This is a genomic window from Sphingomonas sp. (genome assembly GCF_035714405.1).
Taxonomy (GTDB): domain Bacteria; phylum Pseudomonadota; class Alphaproteobacteria; order Sphingomonadales; family Sphingomonadaceae; genus Sphingomonas.
In genome coordinates, this window is sequence record NZ_DASTMA010000018.1 from 798,174 (window position 1) to 817,919 (window position 19,746).

Annotated in this window: 21 protein-coding genes and 2 tRNA genes; 5 read left to right on the plus strand and 18 right to left on the minus strand. The window is 69.1% G+C overall.

The window, feature by feature from the left end:
* Positions 1-17 precede the first annotated feature (17 nt).
* Complete coding sequence (locus tag VFQ64_RS10730) at positions 18-791, minus strand: ZIP family zinc transporter (RefSeq protein ID WP_325103276.1); 774 nt, start codon at positions 789-791, stop codon at positions 18-20.
* Positions 792-907: 116 nt separating this feature from the next.
* Positions 908-984, minus strand: a tRNA-Arg gene (locus VFQ64_RS10735).
* An 84-nt stretch (positions 985-1,068) separates the two neighbouring features.
* Here VFQ64_RS10735 and VFQ64_RS10740 point away from each other — a divergent pair.
* A complete protein-coding gene (locus VFQ64_RS10740; RefSeq protein WP_325103277.1) occupies positions 1,069-1,566 on the plus strand; it encodes a hypothetical protein in 498 nt (165 codons plus the stop codon).
* On the opposite strand, the gene VFQ64_RS10745 is transcribed toward VFQ64_RS10740, so the two are convergent.
* Positions 1,563-2,105 carry a GNAT family N-acetyltransferase gene (locus tag VFQ64_RS10745; RefSeq protein ID WP_325103278.1) on the minus strand — a complete coding sequence of 181 codons (543 nt, stop codon included), beginning with the start codon at positions 2,103-2,105 and terminating at the stop codon, positions 1,563-1,565. The genes VFQ64_RS10740 and VFQ64_RS10745 overlap by 4 nt on opposite strands.
* On the minus strand, positions 2,102-3,088 hold the full coding sequence (gene hemB, locus VFQ64_RS10750) for a porphobilinogen synthase (protein WP_325103279.1): 987 nt from the start codon (positions 3,086-3,088) through the stop codon (positions 2,102-2,104). The genes VFQ64_RS10745 and hemB overlap by 4 nt, the downstream gene beginning before the upstream one ends.
* A 72-nt stretch (positions 3,089-3,160) precedes the next feature.
* Here hemB and VFQ64_RS10755 point away from each other — a divergent pair, with 72 nt between their 5' ends.
* The gene (locus VFQ64_RS10755; RefSeq protein ID WP_325103280.1) at positions 3,161-4,057 is read left to right on the plus strand and encodes a diacylglycerol/lipid kinase family protein; all 897 of its coding nucleotides are present in this window, start codon (positions 3,161-3,163) and stop codon (positions 4,055-4,057) included.
* On the opposite strand, the gene VFQ64_RS10760 is transcribed toward VFQ64_RS10755, so the two are convergent.
* The 10 genes from VFQ64_RS10760 to VFQ64_RS10805 form a co-directional block, all read right to left on the minus strand.
* Entirely contained in the window at positions 4,054-5,541 is a 1,488-nt protein-coding gene (locus VFQ64_RS10760) for an MATE family efflux transporter (RefSeq protein WP_325103281.1), read from the minus strand. The genes VFQ64_RS10755 and VFQ64_RS10760 overlap by 4 nt on opposite strands.
* Before the next feature lie 137 nt (positions 5,542-5,678).
* Positions 5,679-8,576, minus strand: a complete 2,898-nt coding sequence (locus VFQ64_RS10765; RefSeq protein ID WP_325103282.1) for a valine--tRNA ligase — start codon at positions 8,574-8,576, stop codon at positions 5,679-5,681.
* A 100-nt stretch (positions 8,577-8,676) separates the two neighbouring features.
* A complete protein-coding gene (locus VFQ64_RS10770; protein ID WP_325103283.1) occupies positions 8,677-9,255 on the minus strand; it encodes an AAA family ATPase in 579 nt (192 codons plus the stop codon).
* Positions 9,230-9,358 carry a hypothetical protein gene (locus VFQ64_RS10775; protein WP_325103284.1) on the minus strand — a complete coding sequence of 43 codons (129 nt, stop codon included), beginning with the start codon at positions 9,356-9,358 and terminating at the stop codon, positions 9,230-9,232. The genes VFQ64_RS10770 and VFQ64_RS10775 overlap by 26 nt, the downstream gene beginning before the upstream one ends.
* 160 nt (positions 9,359-9,518) lie before the next feature.
* A complete protein-coding gene (locus VFQ64_RS10780; RefSeq protein WP_325103285.1) occupies positions 9,519-11,597 on the minus strand; it encodes a S9 family peptidase in 2,079 nt (692 codons plus the stop codon).
* Between the two features lie 92 nt (positions 11,598-11,689).
* Positions 11,690-12,181, minus strand: a complete 492-nt coding sequence (locus VFQ64_RS10785) for a DUF2497 domain-containing protein (protein ID WP_325103286.1) — start codon at positions 12,179-12,181, stop codon at positions 11,690-11,692.
* Positions 12,182-12,226: 45 nt separating this feature from the next.
* Positions 12,227-13,741 (minus strand): TolC family outer membrane protein, encoded by a 1,515-nt coding sequence (locus VFQ64_RS10790; protein WP_325103287.1) that lies wholly within the window; start codon positions 13,739-13,741, stop codon positions 12,227-12,229.
* 9 nt (positions 13,742-13,750) lie between these two features.
* Complete coding sequence (locus VFQ64_RS10795) at positions 13,751-14,416, minus strand: protein-L-isoaspartate O-methyltransferase (protein WP_325103288.1); 666 nt, start codon at positions 14,414-14,416, stop codon at positions 13,751-13,753.
* A 112-nt stretch (positions 14,417-14,528) separates the two neighbouring features.
* A tRNA-Cys gene (locus VFQ64_RS10800) sits at positions 14,529-14,602 on the minus strand.
* 45 nt (positions 14,603-14,647) lie between these two features.
* Positions 14,648-15,061, minus strand: coding sequence for a (deoxy)nucleoside triphosphate pyrophosphohydrolase (locus VFQ64_RS10805; RefSeq protein ID WP_325103289.1), 414 nt, complete (start codon positions 15,059-15,061; stop codon positions 14,648-14,650).
* A gap of 32 nt (positions 15,062-15,093) precedes the next feature.
* On the opposite strand from VFQ64_RS10805, the gene VFQ64_RS10810 reads away from it, so the two are divergent.
* The 3 genes from VFQ64_RS10810 (at position 15,094) to VFQ64_RS10820 (ending at position 15,828) form a co-directional block, all read left to right on the plus strand.
* Complete coding sequence (locus VFQ64_RS10810; RefSeq protein WP_325103290.1) at positions 15,094-15,276, plus strand: Flp family type IVb pilin; 183 nt, start codon at positions 15,094-15,096, stop codon at positions 15,274-15,276.
* A 137-nt stretch (positions 15,277-15,413) separates the two neighbouring features.
* Positions 15,414-15,581, plus strand: coding sequence for a Flp family type IVb pilin (locus VFQ64_RS10815; RefSeq protein ID WP_325103291.1), 168 nt, complete (start codon positions 15,414-15,416; stop codon positions 15,579-15,581).
* Between the two features lie 76 nt (positions 15,582-15,657).
* Positions 15,658-15,828 (plus strand): Flp family type IVb pilin, encoded by a 171-nt coding sequence (locus VFQ64_RS10820; RefSeq protein ID WP_325103292.1) that lies wholly within the window; start codon positions 15,658-15,660, stop codon positions 15,826-15,828.
* A 52-nt stretch (positions 15,829-15,880) separates the two neighbouring features.
* On the opposite strand, the gene VFQ64_RS10825 is transcribed toward VFQ64_RS10820, so the two are convergent.
* The 4 genes from VFQ64_RS10825 to VFQ64_RS10840 are packed head-to-tail and all read right to left on the minus strand — an operon-like array spanning position 15,881 to position 19,729.
* A complete protein-coding gene (locus tag VFQ64_RS10825) occupies positions 15,881-16,825 on the minus strand; it encodes an acetyl-CoA carboxylase carboxyltransferase subunit alpha (RefSeq protein WP_325103293.1) in 945 nt (314 codons plus the stop codon).
* Between the two features lie 9 nt (positions 16,826-16,834).
* Positions 16,835-17,815: a tyrosine recombinase gene (locus tag VFQ64_RS10830; RefSeq protein WP_414712896.1), complete on the minus strand. Its 981-nt coding sequence runs from the start codon at positions 17,813-17,815 to the stop codon at positions 16,835-16,837.
* Between the two features lie 5 nt (positions 17,816-17,820).
* Entirely contained in the window at positions 17,821-19,611 is a 1,791-nt protein-coding gene (locus VFQ64_RS10835; RefSeq protein ID WP_325103295.1) for a hypothetical protein, read from the minus strand.
* Positions 19,595-19,729: a hypothetical protein gene (locus tag VFQ64_RS10840; RefSeq protein ID WP_325103296.1), complete on the minus strand. Its 135-nt coding sequence runs from the start codon at positions 19,727-19,729 to the stop codon at positions 19,595-19,597. The genes VFQ64_RS10835 and VFQ64_RS10840 overlap by 17 nt, the downstream gene beginning before the upstream one ends.
* Positions 19,730-19,746: the final 17 nt, after the last annotated feature.

The window sequence follows — 19,746 nt, forward strand, 5'->3', positions numbered from 1 at the left end:
AGGCACTGAGCACTGCGTCAGCCCTCCAGCTTGGTCAGCACGAAGGCGATCAGGAAGCCGAAAACCGCAATCAGCCCGGAATAGTCGTGGGTCGCAGCCGTCGCTTCCGGGATCATGGTGTCGACCAGCATTGCCAGGATCGCGCCCGCCGCCACCGCGATGACGCCCGCGATCACCGCCGGCGCCGCACCTGCAAGCAGCAGGTTACCGAGCGCCGCCGACACGCCCGACGCGAGCGCGATACCGCCCCAGACGCCGAAGATGTACCGTGCCGACCGGCCCGCCTTCTTCATCCCGGCCGCGCTCGACAGCCCCTCGGGTACATTGGACAGGAACACCGCCGCCACCATGACCAGGCTGACGCCGCCGCCCGCCGCCAGGCTGACGCCGATGACCACCGACTCTGGTACGCCGTCGAGCAGCGCGCCCGCCGCGATCGCCAGGCCCGCGCCCCCTTCCGGCGTCCCTGGGCCGGGCTGTTGCTCATGCGCCGCGCCGCCGCCCGATCGCTTGCGATGCCGCGCACCGCGACGCGATATGAGGACATTGGCGGCGGTATAGGCTAGCCCCCCGGCCAGGAACCCACCCGCCGTCGCGGCGAACCCGCCCTGTCGGAACGCCTCGTCCATCAGGTCAAAGGCGACCGCCGAGATCAGCACGCCCGCACCGACTGCCATCACCGCCGCGATCACCCGCTGCGGCAAGGTGATAACGAAGGCGATCAGCGCACCCAGCACCAACGCCGATCCGCCAAGCAGACCCCACAGGCCGGCCTCAAGCCAGCTGCTCATGCCCCGTCCTCAGGCACAGAGGGCCGCGCCTTTGCCAGCATCGACGCGCCGGTCACGTTCATACGCGCATCCACCCGATCGGGATAAACGAGCAGACCGACGGGGCAATGAAGAAATGGCGCGCCCGGAACGATTCGAACGTCCGACCCTCAGATTCGTAGTCTGATGCTCTATCCAGCTGAGCTACGGGCGCGCATTGGGAGGGGGGCTCATAGAAGCGCCTGACCCAGGGCGCAAGTGCGTTGCGCGGGTTGGACGCGAGGCATAGGGCGACACCATGAAGACCTTCGTCCCGCTGATCGCCATGCTCCTGTCCGGCTGCGCGACCGCGGACGCTGGCTACCCTTCGCTTGCGCCACGCGCGGTGGAAAAGACCGGCTTCGACGAACCGGCAGCGAGCGCGGCGCCTGCAGTGGTCGCTGCGGACCCCGCGCTCGACGCGCGGCTGGCGGAGATTGCCACCAAGCTTGCAGCGGTGATCGCCGGCTATGACGCGGATGCCGCCCACGCGGAACGCGCGTCGCGGGTCGCCGGAGCACGCACCGTCGGCAGCGATGCCTGGCTGAACGCCCAGACCGCACTGGCGGCGCTCGACGACTGGCGGGCGCAGGCGACCGCGCTGACGACGGACGCCGAAGTGCTGGCCAGCGACCGCATCGCGACGATCGGCACACCCTACCCCGCGCTCGAGGCGCTGCAGGCCCGCGCCGCGGCGGAGACACAGCGGCAGACGACTGGGATCGCCGCGCTCAGCGCCCGACTGCCGATGCCTTAGCTGCGCGGCCGGTCGATCGCATAGACGATCATCGCCCCGATCGGGTCGTCGGCAGCATAGAGCGGGTGCTGGTAGTCGAGCTCGGGCCGGTGGGTCATGCCGAGCCGCCGCATCAGCCCCCAGGAGCGCGTGTTGGCAGCACCGGTCCACGCGGCGATTCTCGGCTCGGGCCGGTTGGCCCAGCCCCAGGCGAGGCTCGCCGCCGCCGCTTCCTTCGCCACCCCCTGCCCCCACCAGCGTTCGCCGATCCGCCAGCCGATCTCGAGTTCGTCGTCGACCGGGGTGCCCTTGTAAGGCCGCGCCGCGCGCAGGCCGCAGATGCCGGCCAGCGTTCCACCCGCGCGGAACTCGACCGCCCACATCGAGCAGCCGTCCGCAGCCTGGCTCGCCATCTGGCCGTCGAGCAGCGCGTCGATTCTGTCGCGCGAGGTCACGCCGCCGAAGTGCGCCATCATCGCGGGCGTATTGACGAGATCGTGGAAGGCGGGCTTGTCCGGCTCGCGCCATGGGCGGAGAAGAAGGCGCGCGGTCTCGATCATCGCGTCAGGAGCCGGGCCGCATGGGCAGCGTGATAGGTCAGCACGCCCGAGCAGCCGGCGCGCTTGAACGCCATCAGCGTCTCCAGCACCAGCCCGTCGCGCTCGCCCGCGCCGGCGGCTGCCGAAGCCTCGATCATCGCGTATTCGCCGGACACCTGATAGGCGAACACCGGGACGCCGAACCGCTCCTTTACCCGCACGACGATGTCGAGATACGGCAGGCCAGGCTTGACCATCACGCTGTCGGCCCCCTCGGCAAGGTCGAGCGCGACCTCGCGCAAGGCTTCCTCGGCGTTGGCCGGATCCATCTGATAGGTCTTCTTGTCGCCCTTCAGCAGCCCACGGCTGCCGACCGCGTCGCGGAACGGACCATAGAAGCCGCTGGCATATTTGGCGGCGTAGCTCATGATCTGGACGTTCGGGTGCCCATCGCTCTCAAGCGCGCTGCGGATCAGGCCGATGCGGCCGTCCATCATGTCGGAGGGCGCGATGATGTCCGCCCCCGCCGCCGCCTGGTTGCGCGCCTGGCGCACCAGCATGTCGGCGGTAGTGTCGTTGACGACATAACCCGCCATGTCGACCAGCCCGTCATGACCATGCGTCGTATAGGGATCGAGCGCGACATCGGTCAGCACGCCGACCTCGGGCACCCCATCCTTCAACGCGCGGATCGCCCGGCACATCAGATTGTCGGGGTTCAGCGCCTCCTGCCCGTCGTCCGACTTCAGCTCGGGTGGCGTGTTGGGGAACAGAGCGACACAGGGAATGCCGAGGTCGCGCGCCTCGCGGGCCCGTTCGACGATGCCCGCGATCGACCACCGCGATACGCCCGGCAGGCTGGCGATCGGCTCCTCCGCCTCGCCCGCGGTGATGAACAGCGGCCAGATCAGGTCCGCAGGCGTCAGCACCGTTTCGGCATGGAGGCGGCGGCTCCACGCACTCGCGCGGGTACGACGCAGGCGGACGGCGGGATAGGACGACATGCCACCTCTTTCGCCCTCGCCGCGTCGAAGGGCAAGCGGGGCTAAACCGTTCCACATGCGTTACGCTGCAGAATGACTCGCCCGATCCGCTCTGCCGCCCTCGTCGTCAACGCGCGCTCCCGCTCGGGACAAGCGCAGTTCGAGGAAGTCTGCGGACTGCTCGACCGCCTGCCCTTCCCGGTCGATGCGCATGCGGTGGAGGATCCGGATCAGCTCGACGACGTCCTCGCGGGCGTCCTGGCCAAGGATCCGGACCTGGTGATCCTAGGCGGTGGCGACGGCACGATCAGTGGGCTGGTCGACCAGCTGGTCGGCAAGGACCTGGTGCTGGGTGTGCTGCCTTTCGGCACCGCCAACAGCTTCGCGCGCTCGCTCGGCATCCCGCTCGATCTGCCGGGCGCCGTCGACGTGCTCGCGACCGGCGCCCCGCGGCGGATCGATCTGGGCATGATCGACGACGATTACTATGCCAATTGCGCGGCGATGGGACTGTCGCCGCAGATCGCGCAGACGGTGCCGCATGGTCTGAAACGCTATTTCGGCCGCGCCGGCTATCTTGCCTGGGCGGCGGTGCAGTTCGCGCGCTTCCGCCCGTTCACGCTGATCGTCGAGGACGAAGGCAAGCGCTACGAGATGAAGGTGGTGGAGGTGCGCATCTCGAACGGACCGTACCATGGCGGCACCGAGTTGGTGGACGCGGCCGAGATCGATTCGGGCCAGATCGTGGTGCAGGCGGTGAAGGGGCATGTGAAGCGCCGCCTGGTCCGGAACTGGGCCGCGAGCATCCTGCGGCTGGATGCCAGGCACGACGATGTGGTCGACTTCACCGGCAAGCGGCTGCGCATCGAGACCCGGCCACCGCTGCCGATCTCGATCGACGGCGAGGTGCTGGCGAGGACGCCGGTGACCGCGCGCATCGCCGCCGGGGTGATCGAGGTGATGGCGCCCATCCAGCCCGCCCAGACCTAACCGGCGGGGTGAAGCGAGCCGCTGGTATCGACATCGGCGTGGCTGCGCTGCTCGCCATCGGGTGGTGGCACCGCCAGTGTGCTGCGGCGCCAGGAACCGAACCGGTAATATAGCGCTGCCATTATCACGGTAGTGGCCGACCCGGCCGGAAAGCTCCACCACAACGCGTCGGTCCCCAGCCAGGGTTGCAGCAGGACGGCAAGGCCGAGACGCACCGGGAACATGGCCGCGAACAGGATCAGCAGCGGTCCCCAAACGGCGCCGTTCGCCCGCACGACGCCGAACAGCACCATGGTACCGCCGAACAGGATGAAGCCCCAGCTGGCGATCAGGCTGATATGCTGTGCGATCGGCAAGGCGGGGCTGTTCGCGCCCACGAAAAGCCCGAGGATCGGTCGGTCGAAAAGCAGCACGACGGCGACCATGGTGCCCGTGATCGCGGCGTTCAGCAGCAGTCCCGCTCCGGTGATCCGGGCGACGCGGTTCCACTGTCCCGCGCCGATGTTCTGCGCCGCCATTGCGCTGACCGCCGCGCCGATCGCCATCGCCGGCATCTGGATATAGGCCCACAGCTGCAGCGTGATGCCGAACCCTGCGGTGGTATGGACGCCGTTGCGGTTGACCAGCCCCATCATGGCGAGGCCGGCGGTGGAGATCACCAGCATCTGCGCCCCGATCGGCAGCCCCTTGGCGATGATCGCACGCGTCAGCGCCCCGCTCGGCAGGAGGTAGCGCCATTCGCGCCCGCGCAGCCGTAAGGGGAGGTCGCGCCAGCGGATCCAGACGACCAGCGACCCGACCGCAACCAAATTGGCGATCAGCGTCGCGGTCGCAGACCCTGCGATCCCCATGCGCGGGAACGGGCCGAGGCCCAGGATCAGCACGGGATTGAGCCCGCTGTCGACCACGACGCTGAGCCCCATGAACCACAAGGGCGTCATCGAATCGCCCGTCCCGCGCAGCCCCATGAAGCACAGCACCAGCAGCATCGACGCGGGCAGGCCGAGGAAAATCACCCGCAAATAGGCCTGGGCGAGCGCCTGCGCCTCCGCCGGCGTCGCCAGCAGCCGCAGGATCTGCGGCGTGAAGAGCCAACCGAGCGTGGCGACCACGATCGCGGCGGCGAGCACCAGCCCGATGGCGGCACCGAACGCACGGCGCGCGCTGTCGACATCGCGCCGGCCCCAGCTCTGTCCGACCAGGATCGTCGCTGCCATGCCGAAACCGAACACCGCGCTGAACATCAGGAACATAATGTTGTTGGCGTTCGAGGTGGCGGCCAGCGCCGACTCGCCGAGGAAGCGCCCGACCCAGATCGCGTTGATCGACCCGTTCAGCGACTGGAGGATGTTAGACCCGAGCGTCGGCAGAGCGAAGGCGAGCAACGTCGCGCCGATGGGTCCGGTAGTAAGGTCGCGGCGCCCCGACCTTGAGGCGGCGGGCGGCGTTTCGCCTTCTCCCCTCCCGTTTGCGGGAGAGGCCATAGCTTCTCTCCTCCCGCTTGCGGGAGAGGCTACACCTTCTCCCCTCCCGCTTGCGGGAGGGGTTGGGGGAGGGGATGTCAGGTCAGATCCGTTCACAACCCCTCCCCTAGCCCCTCCCGCAAGCGGGAGGGGAACAATCAGCCCAAGCGCGCGAGTGCCGCCGCGAGCCGCTCGGCGTCCGCGACCTTGTCCGCGTGATCGGCGCGGGCTTTCTCCACCGCCTCCGGCTTGGCGCGCTCGACGAAGCTGGCATTGCTAAGTCGCGCGGCCAACCCGTCGCGTTCCTTCTCGGCCGCGACTACTGCCTTGGTCAGCCGCGCGCGCTCGGCATCCAGGTCGATCACGCCTTCCAGCGCGAGGACGAAGGTCGCGTCACCGACCACCACCTGCGCGGCACCGCCCGTAGCCTCGCCGTCGGTCGGCGTCACCCGTGCCAGTCGGGCAAGCGCGGGGCCCTGCCGATCAAGCCGCGCGATAGTCTGTTCGTCGCCACCACGCACATGCAGCGGCAGCCGGGCGCCAGGCGGCACGTTGAGCTCGGTGCGCGCCGCGCGGATGCCGCTGACCAGCTCGATCAGCCACTCGACCTCCGCCGCCGCCGCCGGGTCGAGCGCGCGCGCGTCCGCCCTCGGCCACTGTGCGACAATCAGCTCCGACCGGCCGGGCAGCAGCGCGTGCCACAGCTCTTCGGTGATGAACGGCATGAACGGGTGCAGCACGACCAGGATCTGGTCGAGTACCCAGCCTGCCACCGCGCGGGTCTCGTCGTCGATCGCGCCCTTGATGAGCTCGACATACCAGTCGCAGAAGCGGCTCCAGGTGAACTGGTAGATCGCGTTCGCGGCCGCGTCGAAACGGTACTCGGCGAGGCTTAGGTCGACCTCCTGGATCATCGCCACGCACTCGGCGATCACCCATTGGTTGACCGCCAGCGTGGCGACAGGCGGCTCCAGCGTCGCCGATCCGCCGATGCCGTTCGCCTGGCAGAAGCGCGCGGCGTTCCACAGCTTGGTCGCGAAGTTGCGATAGCCCTCGACGCGACGCTCATCCATCTTGATGTCGCGGCCCTGGCTCTCCATCGCCGCCATGAAGAAGCGCAGCGCGTCGGCGCCGTAGCGGTCGATCAGGCCGAGCGGATCAACGGTGTTGCCCTTCGACTTCGACATCTTCGCGCCGTCGGCGGCACGCACCAGCCCGTGCAGATAGAGCGTGCGGAACGGCACGTCCTTCAGGAAGTGCAGCCCCTGCATCATCATGCGCGCATCCCAGAAGAACAGGATGTCGAAACCGGAGACGAGCACGTCATTGGGGTAGCGGCGGAGCCACTCCCCTCGCGAAAGCTCCCCTCCCGCTTGCGGGAGGGGTTGGGGGAGGGCTTGTCCAGAGAGCGCCTCGGTATCGGACATCCCCTCCCCTAGCCCCTCCCGCAAGCGGGAGGGGAGATCAGGTGACCCCTCCCGCACGCGGGAGGGGGATCCGGGCCACCCCATCGTCGCGAACGGCCACAGCGCGCTGGAGAACCAGGTGTCGAGCACATCCTCGTCGCGGGTCAGCGGCACGCCCTCGCCCGCCTCGGCTTGCGCATCGGCCTCGCTCTCGGCGACGAACACGCGGCCGTCCTCGGCATACCAGGCCGGGATGCGATGCCCCCACCACAGCTGCCGCGACACGCACCAGGGCTGGATGTTGTCCATCCAGTGAAAGAAGGTCTTCTCCCACGTCTTCGGCACCACTTTGATCGCGCCCGATTGCACCGCCTCGATCGCCGGCTTGGCGAGCGTGCCTGCGTCGACATACCATTGGTCGGTCAGCATCGGCTCGATGACCACCCCGCCACGGTCCCCGAAGGGCTGCATGATGACCTTGTCCTCGACGCGGATCATCAGACCGTCGGCGTCGATATCGGCGACCACCCGCGCGCGCGCCTCATAGCGGTCGAGCCCGCGATAGGCGTCGGGCACCAGGTTCAGCGCATCGACCTCCGCCGGCGTCGCAGTCGCGCCCGCCGCGATCGCCTTCGCCCGCTCGGCGGCCTGCGCGTAGGGCGCGCCGTCGCAGCGCATCGCCGCGACCTCGTCCATCAGCCGGTACATCGGGATGCCGTTGCGCTGCGCGACGCCATAGTCGTTCTCGTCGTGCGCGCCGGTGATCTTCACCGCGCCCGAGCCGAAGGCGGGATCGGGATAGTCGTCGGTGATGATCGGAATCAGCCGGCGGTGCTCCTTGGGACCGACCGGGATCTCGCACAGCTTGCCGACGATCGGCCGATAGCGTTCGTCGTCGGGATGCACCGCGACCGCGCCGTCGCCCAGCATCGTCTCGGGTCGGGTGGTGGCGATCGCGATATAGTCGCGCTCCTCCTCCAGCACGACCGCGCCATCGGCGTCTCGCTCGACATAGGTGTAGGTCTCACCGCCCGCGAGCGGGTATTTGAAGTGCCACATGTGGCCCTGCACTTCGCGGGTCTCGACCTCCAGGTCGCTGATAGCGGTTTTGAGCTTCGGGTCCCAATTCACCAGCCGCTTGGCGCGATACAGCAGCCCCTCGCGGTACAGCTGCACGAAGACGTGGAGCACCGCGGCCGAGAAGCCCTCGTCCATCGTGAACCGCTCATTCGCCCAGTCCATCGAGCAGCCGAGCCGCCGCAGCTGGCGGGTGATCGCGCCGCCCGACTGCTCCTTCCACGCCCACACCCGCTCGACGAACTGCTCGCGGGTGAAGTCGGTGCGCTTCTTCTGCTCCAGCGCCAGGTCGCGTTCGACCACCATCTGGGTCGCGATGCCGGCATGGTCGGTGCCGACCACCCACAGCGCATCCTTGCCCTTCAGCCGCGCATGCCGCGTCAGGATGTCCTGCAGCGTGTTGTCCAGCGCATGGCCGATGTGCAGCGAGCCGGTGACGTTCGGCGGCGGATTGACGATCGTCCAGGGCTCGGCATGCGGGCGCTCGGGCCGGAACAGGCCGTTCTGTTCCCAATGCGCGTACCAGCGAGCTTCAATCGCTGCGGGGTCGAAGGTTTTGGGGAGTTCGGCCATGCGGGTGGCCTTAGCGAGGCGCCTTTGCGATTGCCAAACCCTATCGCGCGTCGACCAGCGTCAAGCTGGCATCCGCCAGTGTCGCTGCTAGATCGAGGGATTACTCACCATATTGCATCAGCTGGCCGTGCGCGAGGCTGGCGACCAAGTCCGGCTCACCGACCGAGTTCTCGAAGATCGAGCATTGGTCGACGTGTTGCGCAAACCACGCAAGCTCGCGAAAAGATCGCTGCCGCCGATCGCGCACCTTCTCGGCCGGAACATCGTGCCCGCCATGCGCGACCCGCACTGCGATACGCCGGAGCTGCAGCTCTGCCGACGCGAGCGTGACGTAGATCATCTTGACCAGAAAGCCGCGCTGCTGCGCCCGCACGGTCAATCTGCGAAATTTGGGCGAGGACAGGACCGTCTCGACGCCGATCGACTGGTAGGTATCGATCGCCGCATCCAGCCACTGCTCGATGCGCTGTACCGACACCAGATTGGCCTCGGCGAGCGCCAGGCCTTCACGCTCCACGACCGTCTGGGTCAATAGGTCGGGGTTGATGATCCAGATGGACCCGCCCCAGCCCCTGATATCGATACGATCGTAGAAGGTGCTCTTGCCGCTGCCGTTCGGCCCGGCGACGATCCACAGGACCGGCCGGTCGGGCTTACACGGGGTCGGTGGGGACGGCACGGAGGCGCTTGCGCTGCCCTTCCTTGACGCGACGGACGTTGGCGCGGAACGCAGCAAGCAGATCCTGATCCAGCGTGGGGCTGCTCGCCTGTACCAGCTTCATCCGTATGACGGTGCCGTCAGCGGCACGGACCGTCTCGGTCGGAAGATCGCCAACCCTCGTCGCCGGTGCCGGAACGCTCTTGCTCGCCATACTCCGGATACGCTCCCCAGGCAGAGCCGGCACAAGGCCGAACGTCTTGGTTGCATCCGGTTTGGCGCGATCACTTCACCATCGTCGTATCCCGCGCGATGTGCATATCCGCTCCAGGCGCCTTGCCAGTCCAGCGGTCCATCCAGCCCAGCACCTCGCCATACCATTGGCGGCTCTCCTTTGGCCGCAGCACCCAATGATTCTCGTTCGGATTGATCAGCAGCCGTGACGGGATGCCGCGCCGTTGCAGCGCCGTGAAGCTGGCGATCCCTTGCGTATAGGGGATGCGGAAGTCCTTCTCGCCGGTGATGACCAGCATCGGCGTCTTCCACTTGGCGACATGGTGGACCGGGTTCCAGCGTTCATAGGCGGCGGGATCTTCATAGTAGGTCTTGCCGCCATGCTCCCACTCGTCGAACCACAGCTCCTCGGTTTCGTAGGCCATCGCGCGCGCGTCGAAGACGCCGTTGTGCTGGACCAGGCACTTGAAGCGGTCGGGCCACTGGCCGGCGATCCAGTTGACCATATAGCCGCCGTACGACGCCCCCATCGCGCAGGCATTGTCGCCGTCGAGCCAGCCGAACTTCGCCGTCGCGGCAGCGAGCCCCTTCTGCAGATCCTCGAGCGGCCAGCCGCCCCAGTTATTGCGGATCGCGTCGGTGAAGCCCTGACCGTAGCCCGTGCTGCCGTGGAAATCGACCGCGACCAGCCCGTAACCGGCGCCGGCGAACACCGCCGGATTCCAGCGATAGGACCAGCTGTTGTTGCTCGACCCCTGCGGCCCACCATGGATCATGAAGGCGATCGGCACCTTGCCGGTGGTGCCATAGGGCCGGACCGCATAGCCGTGCACGGTGTCGCCATTGGCGCCAGCGAAGGTGAAGCGGCTGACGCTCGGCATGTCGATGTCTGCCAGCTTGACGGCGTTGACGCTGGTCAGCCGCGCCGGTCGACTGCGTCCCGCCAGGCTGAAGAAGTCGGCGGGCGCGACGAGGGTATCGATCGTGAACACCGCGCCCTTCGGCGTCGCGACGACGTTGGCGACATGACCCTCGGTGGTCAGGCGCGTGACCTTGCCGCTGGCGGCGTCGACGCGGAACAGCGGCACTTCCTGGCGATCGTCGGCGGTGACGAACAGCGAGCGGCCGTCCACCGCCCATGCGAGCGATCCGATCGAACGGTCCCAGCCTTCCGTCACCGCACGCGTCGCACCGGTCGCGAGGTCGCGCAGCATTAGCACCTGCCGGTCGGCTTCATAGCCGGGCCGCTTCATCGCGACATAGGCAAGTGTGCGGCCATCGGGCGACACCGCGGGCAGCGTGTCGGTAGCGTCATTGGTGTCCGTCAGGTTGCGCGGGGCGGCCGAGCCGTCCGCCGGCACCGCGAAGATGTCGAGGTTGGTCGAGGTCGCCTCGATCCGCCCCGCCTCGCGCAAGGCGAAATAGAGCGTCCGCCCGTCCGGACTCCAGGCGAGCTCCTCGGCGCCGCCGAACGGCTTCGACGGCGTGTCCCCCACCAGCCCGCGCTCCACCGCGACGCCGTCGCCCGGCGCGCCGTCGGGGCCGAGCGGTAGCACGAACAGCTGCGAGCGGTCACCCGTCGTCCATGTATCCCAATGCCGCACGAACAGCTGGTCATAGGTGCGGCCGGCGCCCGCGTTCGCGTCTTTCTTCTCCATCGCCGGGGCCAGGCTCGGCGCGCCCGGCTTGCGGTCGGCCCAGACGACGATCCTGTTGCCGGTCGGCGCGACCTTAAAACCGCCGAAGCCGCCTTGGAAGCCGGTCAGCTTCCGCGGCGTTCCTCCGGCGACGGGGATGGCCCAGATCGCATCGTCGCCGCCCTTGTCCGACTGGAAGAACACGGTGCCCCCGACCACCTGCGGGCTGGTCTCGTTGACCTCCGCCTCTGCCGCCAGCTTCTCCGGTCGCGCCCCGCGCCGCGACAGGTCGAGCCGCCACAGGTCGAACCGCCCGCGATTGGCGGCGAGATCGGTCTCGCGTTGCTGCCAGACCAGCCAGCGCCCGTCCGCCGATACCGCCGGCGCCGACACGCGGCTGAGTGTCGTCACATCGGCGATGGTGAGCTGACGCGCGGGGGCGGGTGCTGCGGCGACGAGTGCGAGCAGGCTGGTGGCGAGGAGGTGCTTCATGGCGCCAGGATAGAGCAGAGCGGCTGAACGGGGGCAAGATGGACCCCGCGCGATCGCCTCTCCTCCACGGCGACGCGGGGGAGCCGCTCAGGTCAGCCCGGTTGGCCCGTGATCCGCTTGATCTCGCGAGACACCATGTCCTCGACCAGCTCGGGCAGATGGGCGTCGAGCCACTCCCGTAGCATCGGCCGCAGCATCTCGCGGACCAGCCCTTCCAGCGAACCGTCGCTGCCGGGCTCGGGCTTGACCATCAGCCGGCTGAGCGAATCGAGCGCGCCGCGGCTGGCGGCCACCGCCTCCGGCGACACGATCGGCTCCCTCGCCTTGGCAGGATCGGCGGCGGGGCGCGGGCTTTTGGGTTCGGGATCGGGCCGAGCGGCGGGCATCGGGTCGCTTAACTCCAGAACCTCATCTTCGTCCAGTTCATCAGCCGCAGCCGCCGGCGAACCCAGCGCGGGGGCGCCGGCCGGCGCACGCGACGGCCGCCGCGTACGCGAGCCGCTGCCCTCGCCTTCCTCGGCGATGATGCGTTTGATCGAGGACAGGATTTCTTCCATCGACGGCTCGGCGCTCAGGTCACCCATTGTCGTTCGCAGCCCCTGTTCGCCCACCCGGTTGGCCCATCCGCGTCAGCGGCGAACGGGCGTCACCGAACCTGTGCTCAAGCCCGGGTTCCTGTCAACCGGCGTGTCTAGCAACGGGTCGAGCGGGCGGGTGACGGTGGCGTCCTGCGCCGGTGTCGTCGCGGTCGGGGTCGCGACCGGGGCCGGTTCCCCGTCGCTGTCCCAGTCGTTGATCTTGCGACGGACGCGATTGTAGTTGACCAGCGGATCATAGAGCGGACCGCCCTCCAGGCCCAGGTCGCGTGCCTCGGCCCGGCCCATCGCCGCGAGCAGGTTGAAGCCCGCGACATAGGCATTGCGCCGCGCGCTCACCAGATTGACCTGACTGTTCAACAGCTCCTGCTCCGCGTTCAGGATGTCCAGGATGGTGCGTGTCCCGACGCTGTTCTCGGCGCGCACGCCCTCCAGGCTCAGCCGGTTGGCGCGGACCGCTGTCTCGGAAGAGGCGATCACCTCCAGCGACGAGCGATACAGCGCGAAGGCGGAGCGGGTCTGCGCGACGACACCGCGTTCGGTCTCGGTCACCGCTTCGATCGCCTGACCACGGCGCGCCTCGGCCTGGCGGATCTGCGCGGCGGGGCGCCCGCCCTGGAACAGCGGCAGGTTGAGCGACAGCCCCAGGCTGCCCGCCGTGCCGCTCTGCCCGACATTGGTGCTGGTCCCCGCGCCTAGCGAGCCGAGGAAATTCTGGTAGCTGCCGCCGACGACGCCGTTCACCTGCGGCAGCCGCGCGGCGCGGGCGACGCCGACGTCGAAGCGGGTCGCGTCGCGCTGCCGGGCCGCGGCGATCAGGAACGGGTTGTCCGCCAGCGCGGTCGCCACCGCGGCGTCGGTGCTGGCGGGCAGGTTCGGGAGAGTCGGCGGGGGCGCCAGCTCGCCGGGCGGGTCGCCGACGAGCCGGATATAGGTCTCGCGGCTGGCGATCAGCTGTGCCGCCGCCGACTGCAGCTGCGCGCGCGCGATCGACAGCCGCGCCTCGGATTGCGCGACATCGGTGCGGGTCAGGTCGCCGACCTGGAACCGGTCGCGGCTGGCGCGCAGATTGACCTCGAGCACACGCACATTCTGCTGGTTGAGGCCGACGATCGCCTCGTCGCGGATCACGTCGTTATAGGCGGCGACCACGTCGGTGAAGAGGCTCGCCTCCGTGCCGCGCAGGTTGGCGCGTCCGGCTTCCGACCGCGTCTCCGCCGCGCGCACCGAGTTGCGCACGGCGCCGCCACGATACAGCGGCACCACCAGATTGGTGCTCGCCGATGCCGAGCGAGCGGGCGAGCTGAAACTGTTGCCGCCACGCAGCAGATTCTCGTTGAAGTCGGTGCCCGCGTTGACGGACGGCAGGCCCGCGGCGCGTGCGATCGGCACATCCTCGTCAGACGCGCGCTGCGCCGCCCTGGCGCCGGTGATGGTCGGATTGGTCTGATATGCCCGCAGCAGCGCCTCGCGCAGCGTATCTGCATAGGCCGGCGCTGCCGAGATCAGGGCGCCGCCGAGCAGCAGGCGCGTTGCGGAACGGAGCATAGTTTTCTCTTAGAACCGGAAGCCGCGCGCGCGCGCGAAGCCGGGCAGCATGACACAGTCGGTGTCGACGAACGTGGCCAGACCGAAGCCGCCGGCGGTCTTGCGGCCGGCGGCGAGCCGCGAAACCCCGCCCTCGATCAGTCCGGTGACAGCGCGTCCGCCGACGCGGAGCTGGTTCACCAGCCCGGCTGGCAGCTCCTCGACGGCACCGTCGACGATCAACAGGTCATAAGGCGCATTCGCCTCCCAACCCTGGTTCAAAGGCCCCTCGACCACCGACACGTTCGAGACATCCGCCAGCGCCGCGCGCGCGATCGCCAGCAGGCCGGGGTCGCTTTCCAGCGCCGTCACATGCGCCACCGCACTCGCCAGCACGGCTGCGGCATAGCCGCCAGCGGCGCCGACCAGCAGCACCCGGTCGCCCGCGTCGAGCTCCGCCTGGTTCAACAAACGGCCGGTGGCGAGCGGCGGGTTGAGCTCGCGCGCATGGCCGAGCGGGATAGGTCGGTCGCGATAGGCCAGCAGCGCGGCAGCCGGCGGCAGAAAGTCCTCGCGCGGAACGCTCGCCATCGCCGCGACGATGCGCTCGTCGGTAACGGCGTTGGGGCGCAGCTGGCTCGCCACCATGGCATGGCGCTCGGCGCGGGTCGCCATGGGATCGGAACGTATCATCATGCTCCCCGCTTGTCGCATGGCTGTCTTACCCATGCAACACAGTTCTGATGCGCGGCTTGTATCGCGGCCAGCCCCTCGGGCCAAGCGGCGCGGCGATGGATGGACACGAATTTGGAGGCCCGACCGGGAATCGAACCCGGGTGCAAGGATTTGCAGTCCTCTGCGTCACCACTCCGCCATCGGGCCCCGATGCGGCAAGGTGGGCGCGAATGGCGGGTTATGACCGCGCGGTCAACCTGCCAGCGCCGCCGCCAGCGCCGCCAGCAACGGCCGGTCCGGACCCGGCATGGGCAGGGACGAGAGTTCCGCCGGATCGCTCCAGCGCAACGCCGCGGCCTCGATCACGCGCGGCTGTCCCTTCCAACGGCGTGCGGTGAACAGCAGCAACAGCAGGTGCCGGTCACCCAGCGGCTCGCTCGCGAACGCCACCGGCCGCAGGTCCGCGCCGTCCACCGAAATGCCGAGTTCCTCCTTCAGTTCCCGGACCAGCGCGGCTTCGGGCGTCTCGCCGGCTTCGACCTTGCCGCCGGGAAACTCCCACAGCCCGGCCATCGGCTTGCCCGACGGACGCTGCTGTACCAGCACACGACCCGAAGGATCGATCAGCGCCGCGGCGACGACCGGCAGCAGGGACATCATAGTCATTCGTTAACCTCGGACCCAGTATCGAAGGGGCCATGCGACGGTGGTCCCGCTCCCTATGGCGTCTCGCCGCCGAACAGAAGGCGGCGACCGCCGTCGAATACGGGTTGATTGTCGCCATGATTGTGATCGCGATGATCGCCGGTCTGCAGGCGGTCGGGTCGCAAACCACCGGCATGTGGAACAACGTCAGCAGCAAGATCGTCAACGTGCGCTGAGCTCTTGGCTTCATCCATTGGGATGAGCCGCCGCTTTAAGACTTTCTCAAGGACCACCCACTAATTCCGATGTTGCTGGTCCGGTCCATCCGGTTCAGCCGGGTAACTGAAGCTTTGGCACTAATCGGAGATCGACCATGCAGACCATTCGCAAGTTCATCAAGAACAACAAGGGCGCGACCGCCATCGAGTACGGCCTCATCGCCGCACTGATCGCCGTTGCCGCCATCGCCGCCATGCAGGGCCTGGGCAACAACCTGAAGAACACGTTCAACAACGTTTCGTCGAACCTGAAGTCCGCGTAAGACTTTCTTTACCAACTTCATGGTATGGGGCGGCGAGGATCATACTTCGCCGCCCCTTTTCGTTCAAGAGAATACCATGTTGGTTCATCTGTTGACACTGCTGCGCAATACGCGCGGCGCCACGGCCATCGAGTACGGGCTGATCGCGGCGCTGATCGCAGTGGCGGCGATCTCGGCCATGCAGGGCCTCGGCAACAATATGAAGCGGACGTTCAACAACGTCTCCTCCAACTTGAAGACCACCTGACGCGCCGCGGCCGGCTTCCCAAAAGTCGGCCGATCGCGTCTTCGGCGAGGCTCTAGTCCAGCCGCCCCATCGCCAGGAACTTCTCGCGCCGCTGCCGACGCAGCTCGTCACGGCTCAGCCCGGCGAGCGCGTCCAGCGCTTCGCCGATCGCACGGCCCAATCCGGTGATGGCCGCCGTCCGGTCGCGATGCGCGCCGCCCAAGGGCTCGGGCACGATCGCGTCGATGACGCCAAAGCCCTTGAGGTCCTGCGCCGTGATCTTCATCGCCTCCGCCGCTTCGGCCGCCTTGTCGGCCGTCCGCCACAGGATCGACGCGCAGCCCTCGGGCGAGATCACCGAATAGATCGCGTGCTCGAACATCAGCACACGGTTGCCCGCCGCCAGCGCGACCGCGCCGCCCGACCCGCCCTCGCCGACGATCGCGGCGACGATCGGCACGCCCGCGCGCAGGCAAGCCTCGGTTGAGCGGGCGATCGCCTCCGCCTGGCCGCGCTCCTCTGCCTGGATACCCGGAAAGGCGCCGGACGTGTCGACCAGCGTCACCACCGGCAGTCCAAAGCGATCCGCCAGCTCGACCAGCCGGATCGCCTTGCGATAGCCCTCGGGCTTGCCCATACCGAAATTGTGCCGGATGCGGCTGGCGGTGTCGTCGCCCTTTTCGTGGCCGATCACCATCACCTTGCGGCCGCGAAAGGTCGCAAAGCCGCCCAGTATCGCCTGGTCGTCGCCGAACGCGCGATCGCCCGCCAGCGGCATCCAATCGTCGAACAGCCCGGCGACGTAGTGGTTGAAGTGCGGCCGCTCCGGATGGCGCGCGACCTGCGTCTTCTGCCAGGGCGTCAAGCGGGCGAAGGTGTCGCGGAGCAGCTTGTCGGACTTCGCCTGCAGGCGAGCGACCTCCGGCCCGATATCGACCGCGCCGGCACTTTCGCGCAGCTGGTCGATTCGGCCCTGGAGCTCGGCGATGGGTTTCTCGAAGTCGAGGAAGCTCGGCATCGCGCCCGGCTATGACCGGGACAAGTCCGCGTCAACCAGCGGCCCGTCCTCGCGAGACGCGAGGGCCTCCGCCAATGCTTCCTCGCGGGACGAGAGAACCTCTCCCAGAGGGTGCCGGGTGTTTACCAGCTCCACCAGGCGGCTGGCGTCGACATGGGTATAGATTTCGGTGGTGGCGATGTCGGCATGGCCGAGCATGGTCTGAAGTGCGCGCAGGTCCGCCCCGCCCTCCAGCAGGTGGGTGGCAAAGGCGTGACGCAGGACGTGCGGGCTGACGCGGTCGGGCGGCACCCCCGCCGCCGCCGCCAGCGCCTTGATCAGCTGATACAAGCGGATACGCGACAGATGGCTCTTGCCCGACGGGAACAGCCATGCGCGGTCCGCGCCGACATGCTCGCGCCACGCGGCGACGGCGGCGCGGGCGCGATCCGACAGCGGTACCAGCCGCTCGCGCCCGCCCTTGCCCTTCAAGATCAGGAATGGCCGGTCGGGGTGGATCGCCTGACGCGGCAGCGACACCAGTTCGCTGGCGCGCAGGCCGGAGCCGTAGAGCAGCTCCACCAGCGCCACGAGCCTCAGGTCGAGCGGCGCGACCGGCGTTCGCGTCAGCCGCTCGGCCAGCGTCGCGAACAACCGGTCGATATCGGCATGGCTGAGCGTCTTCGGCAGCGTTCGGCCGGCACCGGGTCGCGGCAGGGCGGCAGCCGGATCATCCGCGCGATGCCCCTCGTCGGCCAAGAACGCGAAGAAGCGGCGCAGCGCCGCCGACTTGCGCGCAACCGTCGCCCGCGACAGCTCGGCCCAGCCATCGCCCAGTCGCCGGAGGGCGTCTGGGTCGGCGTCGGAGAGCCTGCCGTTCAGCGTTGCCGAGGCAAGCCGCAGGTCGCTGCGATAGGCCGCTAGCGTATTGCGCGCGGCGCCTGCCTCCGCGCCAAGCATCTCCAGAAAGCGTTCGATCAGCGCCCCATCCTGCCACGGCGCGTCGGCCAAGCCGCTCACGCCCGCGCGAGCGCCTCGGCCGCGATCATCCGCGCCTCGCCGGCAAGGCCGACCGCGCGCAGCGCGGCGACCACCCGGTACAACGCCGCCGGGGGCACCCCCTGCCAGTCCGCCGTCTGCATGCCGGCGGCGCAGAGCAGCACGACCGTGCCCGCCTGCCCCGCCGCCGCGGCGCGGCCCAGCGCCTGGGTCCAGCTGTTCTCCGCGCCGATCCGTACGTCCAGTGCCTGTGCCGCCCGCTCGATATCCTCCGCGCTCAGCCGCCCCAGCCCGGCCAAACCGGCAAACAGCAAACGCTGCTTGCGCGCGGCGTCACCGGTCCCGGCATAGCTCGCCAACGCCGAGTAGGTCAGCTGCCCCGTCATGTCCGGGTCAGCCAGCGTCAGCATTGCCCAGGCGTCGCCGCCGCTCGGCACCTGCGCCCGCCAGCGCAGCGCGGTGCGATCGAGCCCTGCGCTCAGCATCGACGCGACCAGCTTGTCGGCCTCGGCCTGCTCGGGCCGCACCGGCAGCCGCGACGCCGCGCGCGCGGTGAGGACGAGGCGGGCATAAGGCACGCGCGCCTCCTCCCCCCACAGCCGCCGCATCGCCGCCAGCCGCCCATCGGCAGTACGGTCCACATACGCCGTACGCAGCGTCTCGGCGCTGGCGTCGAGCGCCGCGGGCGTGTCGTCGCCACCGCGCAAGGAGGCATAAAGATCGACCAGCGCCGCGCTCGACAACACGCCCTGCGCCGCCGCCGATTCGGCCGAAGCGAGCCGCAGATGCGGCGCCACCGCCGGCGACAAGGCCTGCCAGTAGCGGACCTGCGGGCCGACCCCGGCCATCAGCTCCTCCGGAAGGGTCACGCCGGTCGCGGTGGCGAGGCCGAACCGCCACGGCGTCAGCGTGTCCACGCCCGTCCACTCGACCGTGATCGACTCGCGCCCGCCAGCGCCGGCGCCGATGACCTTTTGCGCCAGCAACAGATCGACGCCACGCGCGGTGCCGCGATTGCGCGCCTGCCGCACCAGCGTCTGCGCGCGAGACTGCTCGCCATCCAACCCGGCGCAGATCGCCTGTGCCGCCGTCCAGCCGCGCTCGCGCGTCATCGCCGCGCCGCGCTCGGCGAGCGGACACATGCCCGCCGGATCACCGCTCGCCAGCAGCGCGTTGAGCGTCACCTGATAAAGCTTGGGCGTCAGGTCGGCGGTATCGACCCCTTGCGTCACCGCGCGCGCCGCGGTCGCCTCGCCCATCCGCAGCAGCAGCCATGCTCGCTCAGCGGCGAAGTCCGCGCCGTTCACGCGCCCCGGCGTGTCGAGTTCCGACACCAGCAGCCGCCGCAGCGTGATCGACAGCCAGCGCGACGGCACCGGCGCCGCCACCCGCCGCATGAGCGTCTGCAGGAATCGGCCGTCCGCCTGCCCGAACGAGTCGGCGGGGAAGCCCCCGTCCGCACCGCGCAGCGGCCCCAGCGTCGCCGTGCCGCGCCGGGCAAAGGGGGGTAGCTCGTAATAGGCGAGCGTCGCCGGATCGAGCTGCGCGGGCGTCGGCGTGCCGCTGGGAGTGGGCGTCGGCGAGGGCGCGACCGTGGTCGCCGGCGTTGCGCTCGAGGGCGGCAAGGGCTGCACCACCGCGCCGCTCGGGGGTGCCGGCCGGGGCGCCGCCGTGGCGGTCGGCGTCGGCGCCGGCTGCGGCTCGCCGAAGCCGGGCGGCAGGATCGATTCCGGCCGGTCCTGGCCGAGGGCAGGCAGCGCTACGCCCGCGATCGCGAGCGCCAGCGCGACCTTACGAGAGGTTCGCAAGGTCGACCGCCTTCTCGACCTGCGTCCGCGGCCGCTCGGTGGCCTGGCCGGCGAGCAGGAACATCCCCCCGATCAGCACGACGAGGACAGCGACGATGATGACGAGGAGGCGGGACATGCGTAAACCTTGAACAG